The organism is Streptomyces sp. BBFR25 (genome assembly GCF_044590125.1).
GTDB classification, from domain to species: domain Bacteria; phylum Actinomycetota; class Actinomycetes; order Streptomycetales; family Streptomycetaceae; genus Streptomyces; species Streptomyces canus_D.
In genome coordinates this window covers 7,053,941-7,065,479 of the sequence record NZ_CP172447.1, presented here as the reverse complement: position 1 = coordinate 7,065,479, position 11,539 = coordinate 7,053,941, and the positions used below count along the sequence as shown (strand labels likewise).

The following is an 11,539-nucleotide window of genomic DNA, read 5'->3' as shown; positions in this document are numbered from 1 at the left end:
GGGCGGGGTCACAGCCTCGCCCCGCCGACCAGCAGAGCGGTGTCGGTGAGCACGGCCTGGTGCACGTCGCGCAGGGACTGGCAGGGTTCGAGGCCCAGTTCGCTGCGGAGGGTGTCCCGGGCCTTCTGGTACACGGCGAGCGCCTCGGCCCTGCGGTCCGAGCGGTACAGGGCGATCATCAGGTACCGGTAGAAGGCCTCGCGCAGCGGATGGTCGGTGACCAGGGAGTAGAGCCGGCCGATGACCTCGCGGTGGCGTTCGAGTTCGATACTGGACTCGACCAGCAGTTCGATGCACTCCAGGCGGACTTCGTTGAGCCGGGCCGCGTAGCCGTAGATGATCGGGCCGTCGCACAGGTCCAGCAGGGCCGGTCCGCGCCACAGCGCGAGCGCCCTGCCCAGGACGTCGGCGGCCTCGCTGTGCCGGCCCTCCCGGGCGCGGCGCCGCCCCAGCTCGACGAGCTGCTGGAATTCACGGGCGTCGAATTCGTCCCCGGCCAGAGTGAGCATGTAGCCCTGCGGTGTGGTGACGATCGGGTTGCTGTCGCACCGCGATTTCTTGAGGGTCTTGCGGAGCTGGGATATATAGACGTGGAGTGCGGCGCTGGCCCTTCGTGGTGCTTTGTTTCCCCACAATTCGGAGATCAACCTACCTGACGGCACGGTCTCATTGACACTGGCGAGTAACGCCGTGAGCAGAGTCTCGACTTTACGGGCCCCGATGGTGACCACGCGTCCCTCGTCGACTATGCGTAGTGTCCCCAGGATCTCGTAGCGCATTTCGTTCCCCCATCTTGAGATCTTCAGGTGCTCAGTCGTACGTCTCATTGTCTCCGTGCCCGCACGCGCGAGCCAACCCCACCCCTCCCCCTACAAACCCCTGAAGAGCCCCTGGCCAAAGGTTGCCGCCACGTTGCCGCCTCATCAACAAAGGAAAAACCCCGGTATCTACTACGGATACCGGGGTTTTCCTTGTCGTCCTGCCGAGAACAGACGCCTCAGGCAACCTGATTGAGGGGAATCCTGAGCTGCGGCGGTAGATCCTGCCGGCGAGCGATGTTGAGTTTCCGATAGACGCGGGTCAGATGCTGTTCAACCGTGCTTATCGTGACATGCAGTTGTGCCGCGATCTCCCGATTGGTGTGTCCGAATGCCGCGAGCGCGGCCACGCGCCGTTCGGACTCGCTGAGCTTCGACTGGGCGTCGTTCTCGCCCTCGAAGCGCACACTGGGGCCGCGGAGCTGTTCGGCGAGTTCCACGGCTCCGCACTCCTGGGCGAGCCGCCAGGCGCGTTGCAGAACGGACTCGCTCAGGTTCCGGTCGCCGGTGCTGCGGTGCGCATGGCCGAGATCGGCCAGTGCCCTGGCCAGTTCGTAGACGTTGCCGGACTTCTGCAGCTCCCCCACGGCGCGGGTCAGCAGCCGCCGCCGCATGGGGGCCTCGGCCGTCGAGGCGCGCAGGCGCAGGGTCATGCCCCGGGTGAGGGAGTTGCTGACCTCGACGCCGGAGGCCTGCTCGGTGATGAGCCGCTCGGCCTCGTTGTCCTCGCCCAGCCGCAGCCAGGCTTCGGCGGCGTCGATCCGCCAGGGGATCAGCCCCGGTTTGTCGATCCCCCAGGCGACCGTACGGCCCCCCACGCACAGGAAGTCGTCGAGGGCGGCCTGGGCGTGTCCGATGGCGAGGAGATAGCGGCCCCGTGCACGCAGGTAGCCGAGTCCGTCGAGGGTGTGGTGGACGCGTTCGGGCAGGCGCCGGCCCAGGTGGCGGGCCGCCTCCTCGTAGCGTCCGGTCGCCGTGGCGGCCAGGATGCGGCCGGCGACGGGGCCGGCGACGAAGACGCTGTCGGTGCCCATGGGGACGTCGGCCAGGGCCTCGGCGGCCTTCTGGTCGGCCTCGGCGAACCGGCCCTGGAGCAGCAGGACTTCGGCGTGGACGGCGTTCACGGCGGCCTGCCAGCCCGGCGCCCGGCGCCAGTCGGCCTCCTCGCTCAGGGTCTCGCACCAGCGGGCCGCCGCGTCGGTGCGGTCGGCGAAGGCGAAGGCCTTGACGGCGTTCAGCATGCCGGGCAGCCCCATGTCGCTGATGTGGGACCGGGCGCTGAGGGAGCTGCCGGCCACCCGGGGCGCGGGCCCGTCGCCGGTGCCCCAGCCCGGCAGGGTCCACAGTCCCGTCGTGACCAGCAGCGCGGGTTCGGCGGCGCCGTGCGCGAGGCTGACCCACAGCTCCCGCTCGGCCTCGTCCAGGGCGACGGTGGGCCGCGCGCCCCGCGGGGGGCCCGGGCGCCGGGGGGTGTGGTGCGTCCGGTCCACGACGGGCGCCTCCCGGACCTTTCTGAGTACGGTCCGGCCCCGGGCCACGGCCGCACCCAGCCGCCGCACGGTCAGGGCGCTCTCGGTGACGTATCCCCGGGCACGCGCCATCCGGGCCAGGCTCTCCAGGGAGAGCGCCGGCAGGTCGTGGCGGCGCGCGACGGTGAGGGCCTGGTCGAGGAGGGGTTCGGCCGCCGTGGGGTCGACGCGGTGGACGACTTCGGCGAGCCGGATCTGGATCTCGGCGCGTCGCGCGTCGTCGCCGCACCTGTCCAGCGCGGCTTCCAGATAGCGGACGGCCTTTGCGGCGAGGTCTCCGCCGAGGGCGCTCTCCGCGGCCTCCACCAGCACCTGCAAGCCCCACGCGAGCCCGTCGTCGCCGCAGGCCACGAGGTGGTCCGCGACGACCGGAACGGCCTCGCCCTCGTCGCGCAGGAGTTCCGCGGCCCGTCCGTGCAGCATGGCGAGCCGCTCGGCCGGGAAGGCCTCGCGAACGGCTCTCTCGACGGCGGGGTGCCGGAAGGAGGTGCCGGTGACGAGACCGGCGGCGCGCAGACAGGCGACGCCCTGTTCGGCGGTGTGCCGGTCCATCTCCAGCAGCCGGCTGATCCGGGGCACGGAGACGGAGGGGCCGAGTACGGCGAAGGCGGCCGCCGCGTCGGCGATGTCGGGGCCGCTCACCGCGAGGCAGGCGTGCACGGCCTGGGCGAAGGGGCCTCCCCGGTGTAATCGCAACGGGCTGTCGATGGGCTCCGCGGCGCGTTCCCTGCGGAATTCCTCGATCGCGGCGCGCACCAGAAGGGGATTGCCGCCGCTGAGCGCGCACAGTTCGTCCACGGCGCGGCTCGACGCCGCGGTGTCGGGCTGGTCGTCCACCAGACGCCTCACACCTGCCCGGCCGAGGGGACCCACGGCCAGCCGCACGAAAGCCGGCTGGCGCAGCATCTCGGCCTCGAACAGGCTGTCCTGCGGCTTCTGATGCAGGGGAATCGTCAGCAGAAAGGAAACCCGTGATCCGCGCGAACGGCGCAACAGGTACTTCAGGAAGTGCAAGGACACGTCGTCGACGTGATGGAGATCGTCCACGGCGATGACGACGGGACGGGACTTGGCGAGTTCACTCAAGGAGAGGAAAACGCTGTGCATCAGCGGCGGCCAGCGCACGTCGTCGACACGGAATTCCCGTGGGCCGTCCGCCGCGCATTCCGTGGCCACTCGCACCAGTTCCGCCAGTCTGGTACCGGCCTCGTCGGGAATGCCCACGTCTTCCATCAGCTGGCGCATTATGCCGAAGGGGAGCCTGCGTTCCTCGTACGAGCCGGTGGCCGCGAGCACCAACCCGCCGCGGCGCGCGGCTTCTTCGACGCCCATGTGCAGCAACTGGCTTTTGCCGCACCCCACGGGGCCCTCGATGAGTATGACGGTGTTCCGGGGACGTCGTTCCGAGTCGACGAACATCTCCGCCAAGGTACGTACTTCGGCGTCGCGTTCGATGAACCTCATGAACACCCCTCCGCGATACGAGTCCGTGGACACGTCCACAACGGCACCCGGTGCCCCCGGAACGTCCTAGGCAACGTACCACGAGAATCTGTCAGGAGCTGACAACTCTTGGGTAAGGCAACCGTCAAGGCACACGTGATCAGTCACAGCATGTGAGGAATTCGGAATTCGCTATTCCTGATGCCCCGCCCGGCGCCCGGGCGCCCGCGTCACGCATCGGCTTTAGGACCCGCCAAGGCCCTCTTTGGCCCCCCGGCGGACCCTGCTCAGGTCGGTCGACGCACCTGTCGGACCAAGATCGCCGTGCCCGCGCGCGGCAGCCAAGTCCTCCTCAGATCAAGGGCGGTTGAGCGTGAACTCCAGTGTGCCCGGACTCCCCGCGACCTCTGCCGAAGAGGCGAACCGAGACCCGCGTCTGCGAGCGATCGCCGTCATCGGCATGTCCTGCCGACTGCCACAGGCGCGCGACCTGGACGCCTACTGGCAGCTGCTGCGCTCCGGGACGAACGCCATCACGGAGACACCGCCCACGCGTTGGGACGCCGAGGCACTCCACGACAGCGAGTTCGCCACCCCGGGCAAGGTGACCACCCGGTATGGCGGGTATCTCGACGACGCCGACGTCCGCGGCTTCGACGCGGCCTTCTTCGGTATCAGCCCCCGCGAGGCCCAGGCCATGGACCCGCAGCAACGCATACTGCTCGAACTGGCCTGGGAGGCGCTGGAGGACGCCCGGATCGTCCCCGCGAGCCTCGACGCCACCGCGACCGGCGTCTTCGTGGGGTCGATGTGGGACGACTACACCACCCTGCTGCGCGACAGCGGACTGGAGTCCATCACCCGGCACAGCCTCATCGGCACCCAGCGCAGCGTCCTCGCCAACCGCATCTCCTACCACCTGGGTCTGACCGGCCCCAGCCTCACCGTCGACAGCGGCCAGTCCTCCAGCCTCGTCGCCGTGCACCTGGCCGTGGAGAGCCTGCGCCGGGGCGAGTCCTCCCTCGCCATCGCGGCCGGTGTCACCCTCAACCTGGTCCCGGAGAGCACCGTCACGGCCGGCAAGCTCGGGGGCCTCTCCCCCGACGGCCGCTGCTACACCTTCGACTCCCGCGCCAACGGCTACATCCGCGGCGAGGGTTGCGGCGTGATCGTCCTCAAGCCTCTCGCCCAGGCGCTGGCCGACAACGACCCTATCCACTGTGTGATCCGCGGCAGCGCCGTCAACAACGACGGGGGCGGCGCGAGCATCGCGACACCGCGCGCCGACGCCCAGGAGCGCGTCCTCCGACTCGCCTACGCCGATGCCCAGGTGCCCGCCGACCAGGTGCAGTACGTCGAACTCCACGGCACCGGCACGCCCGTGGGCGACCCCGTGGAAGCGGCGGCCCTCGGCGCCACGCTGGGCGGTGAGCGCGACGCCGACGACCCGCTGCACGTCGGCTCCGTCAAGACGAACATCGGTCATCTGGAGAGCGCCGCCGGGATCGCCGGGCTGATCAAGACGGCGCTCAGCATCAAGCACCGGACCCTCCCGCCCAGCCTCAACTACGAGTCGCCCAATCCGCACATCCCCCTCGACGAACTGCGGCTGCGGGTCCGGACCGAGACCGGTGCCTGGCCGCATCCCGAGCGGTCACTGATCGCCGGTGTGTCGTCGTGGGGCATGGGCGGCACCAACGCGCATGTCGTCCTGGAACAGGCCCCCGCCGAAGTACCCCGTGAAACGGTCCGGGTGGTGCCGGAAGGGCCGGTGGTGTGGCCGCTGTCGGCGAAGACCCCTGCGGCTCTGCGGGAGCAGGCCCGGCAGCTGGCCGCTCACGCGCGTCAGGCCGGGGACGGTCTCGACATCCATGCCGTCGCCCACACGCTGGCCCATGGGCGGACCGCGTTCGAGGAACGCGCCGCCGTCACCGCCGACACCCCCGACCAGTTCCTGGCCGCACTCGACGCCCTCGCCACCGACCGCCCCCACCCCCACCTGGTCACCCACCACACCCTGGACGGCAAAACCGTCTTCGTCTTCCCCGGACAAGGCTCCCAGTGGACCGGCATGGGCGCCGACCTCTACCACCACTCCCCCGTCTTCGCCCACCACCTCACCGCCTGCGCCCACGCCCTGGCCCCCCACACCGACTACAACCTCACCGACGTCATCCTCCAACAAAACGACGCCCCCGGCCTGGAACGCGTCGACGTCATCCAGCCCGTCCTGTGGGCCATGATGGTCAGCCTCGCCCGCCTCTGGCAGCACCACGGCATCCAGCCCGACGCCGTCATCGGACACTCCCAGGGCGAAATCGCCGCCGCCCACATCGCCGGCGCCCTCACCCTCGACGACGCCGCCCTCATCGTCGCCCGCCGCGCCCGCATCCTGCGCCGCCTCGCCGGCACCGGCACCATGGCCTCCCTGCCCACCACCGCCCACCACACCACCACCCTCATCACCGAACTCGGCCTCGACGACGTCCACATCGCCGCCCACAACGCCCCCACCGCCACCGTCGTCTCCGGCCACCCCACCCAAATCCACACCCTCGTCACCACCGCCCAACAACGCGACATCCGCGCCCGCACCATCGACGTCGACTACGCCTCCCACTGCCCCCACGTCGACACCCTCCACCACGAACTGATCACCGCCCTCACCCCCATCACCCCCCAACCCACCGACGGCACCATCGCCTTCCACTCCACCCTCAAAGCCCAGCACATCACCGACACCACCACCCTCAACGCCCACTACTGGACCGACAACCTCCGCCACCCCGTCCTCTTCCACCAAACCCTCACCCACCTCAACAACACCGGCCACACCCACTACATCGAAACCAGCCCCCACCCCGTCCTCACCACCGCCATCCAGCACACCCTCGACACCCACCCCCACACCACCACCCCCACCCTCCGCCGCAACACCCCCGACCACCACACCTTCACCCACCACCTCGCCACCACCCACACCCACGGCCACCCCACCACCTGGCCCACCACCCCCACCTGGACCCACCTCCCCACCTACCCCTTCCAACACCACCCCTACTGGCTCGACGCGGGATCCGTGCGGCAGGTCGAGCGCAACCGGGGCGGCATGGCCGTGGAACCGACCGCTGACGCCCCCGACGCCCAGGCTCCGGTCTCCCTTCTCGCCCAGCGGCTCGCGGGCGAGGAGTCCGTGGAGGAACAGCTCCGCATCGCGCAGGATCACGTACTCAGCCATGTCGCGTCCCTCCTCGGGCATGTCACTCCCGAGACCGTCGACTCCTCGCGCCCCTTCAAGGAACTGGGCTTCGACTCCCTGGCCGCTGTCGAGTTCAGGGGCCGACTGGGCTCGTCGGTCGGCCTGGCCCTGCCGGCGACCCTCACGTTCGACCACCCCACTCCCAGTGCGGTAGCCGGGTACCTGCGCGGCCGACTGCTGGGCGAAGAGGCCGACGGTGTGTCGTCGGTTGGGGCTGTGGTGCCCCGTGCGGGTGTGGATGTGGCGGCGGATCCGGTGGTGATCGTGGGGATGAGCTGCCGGCTGCCGGGTGGGGTGTCCTCGCCGGATGGGTTGTGGCGGCTGGTGTCCGAGGGCGGGGACGCGGTGTCGGAGTTCCCGGTGAACCGGGGCTGGGATCTGGGTGGGCTGTTCGATCCGGATCCGGATCATCCGGGGACGTCGTACGTGTCGCGGGGCGGGTTCCTGCATGGTGCGGACGGCTTTGACGCCGGGTTCTTCGGGATCAGTCCGCGTGAGGCGCTGGCGACGGATCCGCAGCAGCGGCTGCTGCTGGAGGCGGCGTGGGAGGCGTTCGAGCACGCGGGCATCGACCCCGCCTCCGTCCGCGGCAGCGACACCGGCCTCTACGTCGGAGCCACCTCCCTCGAGTACGGGCCCCGGCTGCACGAAGGGGCGCAGGACCTGGACGGGTACCTGCTCACCGGCAGCACGACCAGCGTCATCTCCGGTCGTGTCTCGTACGCCTTCGGTCTTGAGGGTCCGGCGGTGACGGTGGACACGGCGTGCTCGTCGTCGCTCGTCGCCCTGCACCTGGCCGCCCAGGCGCTGCGGGGCGGGGAGTGCCGGCTCGCGCTGGCCGGAGGCGTCACCGTCATGTCCACCCCCGGCATGTTCGTGGAGTTCAGCCGTCAGCGTGGGCTCGCCCCGGACGGCCGGGTGAAGGCGTTCGCCGACGGTGCCGACGGCACGGTGTGGGGCGAGGGCGTGGGTGTCCTGGTCCTGGAGCGGCTGTCGGACGCCCGGCGCAACGGGCATCGGGTGCTGGCGGTGGTCCGCGGTTCCGCGGTCAATCAGGACGGTGCGAGCAATGGTCTGACGGCGCCGAACGGCCCGTCGCAGGAGCGCATGATCCGGCAGGCCCTGTCGGCCGCCCGGCTGACCCCGGCCGAGGTGGACGTGGTGGAGGCGCACGGCACGGGTACCACGCTGGGTGACCCGATCGAAGCGCAGGCGCTGCTCGCGACCTACGGCCAAGGCCGCGGTGAGAACGCGGAGCCGCTCTGGCTGGGGTCCGTCAAGTCCAACATCGGGCATGCGCAGGCCGCCGCGGGTGTGGCGGGTGTGATCAAGATGGTCGAGGCGATGCGGCACGGGATGCTGCCCCGGACGTTGCATGTGGACGAGCCGACCCCGCATGTGGACTGGGAGTCCGGGCGGGTGCAGCTGCTGGATGAGGCGAGGCAGTGGCCGCAGACCGACCGTCCCCGCCGGGCTGGTGTCTCCTCGTTCGGGATCAGCGGCACCAACGCCCACGTGATCCTGGAACAGGCCCCCGCCGACGAACCCTCCGCCCAGGAGCCCGAGCAGGATGCGGACGGGCTCGTGATGTGGCCGGTGTCGGCGAAGACACCCGAAGCGCTGCGGGAGCAGGCGGCCCGGCTGGCCGCGTACGCACGCGACGCCGGTGAGGATCTGGATGCGGCGGCTGTCGCACACACTCTCACGCACGGGCGGGCCCACTTCGAGCTACGGGCTGCGGTGCTGGGTGAGACGCGGGCGGATCTGATCGCGGGGGTGGAGGCACTGGCCGCGGGTGAGGCCCACCCGTCCCTGGTGAACGGGACGGTGACCGGTGGCAGGACGGTGTTCCTGTTCACCGGTCAGGGTGCGCAGCGTCCCGGGATGGGGCGGGACCTGTATGAGGGTGAGCCGGTGTTCGCCGCGGCGTTCGACGAGGTGTGCGGCCACTTCGAGCTGCCGGTGGCGTTGAAGGACGTGGTGTTCGGCACGGATGCGGAGCTGCTGAACCAGACCCGGTATGCGCAGGCGGGCCTGTTCGCGTTGCAGGTCGCCCTGTTCCGGCTGGCCGAGCACCACGGCCTGGTCCCGGACGTACTGCTGGGGCACTCCATCGGTGAACTGGCTGCCGCCCATGTGGCGGGGGTGTGGTCACTGGAGGACGCGTGCCGGCTGGTCGGGGCGCGGGGCAGGCTGATGCAGGCCGCCCGCCCCGGCGGGGCGATGGTGATGATCGCCGCCTCCGAGGAGGAAGCAGTGGCGGTTCTGGAGGGGCGTGAGGGGGTGTCGCTGGCGGCGGTCAACGCCGCCCAGTCCGTGGTCGTCTCCGGCGACACGGAAGAAGTCGCCGAGGTCGCCGCGCATTTCGAGGCGCTGGGCCGGCGCACGAAGGCCCTGCACGTCAGTCACGCCTTCCACTCCGCGCACATGGATACGGCACTGGAGGAGTTCGCGCAGGCCGCAGCGCAGGTGAGCGCTCATGCTCCGCGTCTGCCGGTGGTCTCGAACGTGACCGGCCGGGTCGCCTCGGCGCAGGAGCTGGCCGATCCCTCGTACTGGGTGGCACAACTGCGCGGCACGGTCCGTTTCGCCGCCGGACTCGAGCAGGCCCGGGAGCTGGGCGGGAAGGTGTTCGTCGAACTCGGCCCGGACGCCGTCCTGACCACCCTCCTCCCCGACGACACGGTGGCCCTCCCCCTCCAGCGCACCGGACAGGCCCACGCCTTCCACCTCGCGCTCGCCACCGCCCACTGCCACGGCCTGCCCGTCACCTGGCCGCTCGCTTCCACGACCGGCGTCGCGGAACTGCCCACCTACCCCTTCCAGCACGAAAGCTACTGGCTCACCGCCACCACCCACACCGGCGACGCCACCGCCCACGGCCTGGACACCACCGACCACCCCCTGCTCACCGCAGCCCTCCACCACCCCGAAGACGACACCACCCTCCTCACCGGCCGCATCTCCCTGACCACACACCCGTGGCTGGCGGACGACGCAGACGCGGGCCGGGCTCTGCTGATGGAACTCGCTCTCCACGCGGTTCACGAGACGGATGGCGACCACCTCGAACAGTTCACCATCGAGGTACCTCTCGACCTCACGACTCAGGAAGCCGTACGCGTCCAGGTGGCGGTCGGCGCGCCGGACGACGCCGGTCGGCGTCAGGTCACCGTGCATTCCAAGGGAGAGGAGTGGGTCCGGCACGCCGTCGGTACCCTGTCCACGTCTCCCGCTGCGGCTCCCGAACCGATCTCGACATGGCCGCCCGCCGGGGCCGAGCCGATCGACTTCGAGGACTTCCCCGGACTGGACAACGTCTGGGGCAAGGCCGAAGACATCTACGCGGAGGTCTCGATCCCGGAGGACACGGAGATCACCGGCTTCGGCGTCCATCCCGTCCTCCTCGCGGCGGCACTTCGTTCCGCCGCGGTCGTCCGGCCTGTCGTTCCGACGACCGCTCGCGGACTTCAGCTCGTCGCCACGGGCGCGACCGCACTGCGCGTGCACTGGTCTCTGGCAGGCGACACCGCCAGGCTCGTTGCGACCGATCTCTCCGGCCTCCCAGTCCTGGCAGCGGACGCCGTCTCGCTCGACACCGACACGACCGGCCTGTCTCCGGCCAGGCGTAGGCAGGAAGACCGTCTGTACGTCACCGAGTGGGTTGAGGTGGCTGAGGAAGCCGAGCCCTCAACACCCCCAACCCGTGCCGTGATCGGTGAGGCGTTGCCCGGACTCCCGGACGACACCCCCCTCTACCCCGACCTGGACACCCTCACCGACGCCCTCACCCACGGCGCCCCCCTGCCCGAACACACCATCCTCCACCTGCCCCCCACCACCAGCGACCCCCTCCAAGCCACCCACCACCTCACCACCCACACCCTCCACACCCTCCAACACTGGCTCAACACCCCCCACTACACCCACAGCCACCTCACCATCCTCACCACCCACGCCACCACCCCCACCCCCGACCTCGCCCACGCCGCCATCTGGGGACTCACCCGCTCCGCCCAAACCGAACACCCCGACCGCATCACCCTCCTCGACACCGACACCCACCCCACCCCCCACCTCCCCCACACCACCACCCTCACCACCCACCCCCAACTCGCCTGGCACAACAACACACTCACCACCCCCCACCTCACCCCCACACCCACACCCACCGACACCAGCACCCAACCCACCGACACCAGCCCCCAACCCACCGACGCCCCCACCGCCTTCGACCCTGACGGCACCGTCCTCATCACCGGCGGCACCGGCACCCTCGGCGCCCTCCTCGCCCGCCACCTCGTCACCCACCACCACGTCAAACACCTCCACCTCACCAGCCGACGCGGACCCCACGCCCCCGGCGCCACCCAACTCCACCACGACCTCACCACCCTCGGCGCCACCGTCACCATCACCGCCACCGACACCACCAACCCCCACACCCTCAAAACCCTCCTCACCACCCTCACCCACCAAAACCCCCCACC

At 70.4% G+C, this 11,539-nt stretch carries 2 protein-coding genes and 1 pseudogene; 1 reads left to right on the top strand and 2 read right to left on the bottom strand.

All coding sequences use genetic code 11. The features are described 5' to 3' along the window. Nucleotides 1-8: 8 nt before the first annotated feature. Together ACGH52_RS31835 and ACGH52_RS31830 are read right to left on the bottom strand one after the other, a co-directional pair. Entirely contained in the window at nt 9-779 is a 771-nt protein-coding gene (locus tag ACGH52_RS31835; protein WP_059303114.1) for an AfsR/SARP family transcriptional regulator, read from the bottom strand. Between the two features lie 218 nt (nt 780-997). Beyond that, the gene (locus ACGH52_RS31830) at nt 998-3,811 is read right to left on the bottom strand and encodes an AAA family ATPase (protein WP_399944351.1); all 2,814 of its coding nucleotides are present in this window, start codon (nt 3,809-3,811) and stop codon (nt 998-1,000) included. Nucleotides 3,812-4,250: 439 nt separating this feature from the next. On the opposite strand from ACGH52_RS31830, the pseudogene ACGH52_RS31825 reads away from it, so the two are divergent. After that, nucleotides 4,251-11,477: pseudogene (locus ACGH52_RS31825) on the top strand (type I polyketide synthase); the annotation flags it as partial. Between the last annotated feature and the right edge of the window lie 62 nt (nt 11,478-11,539).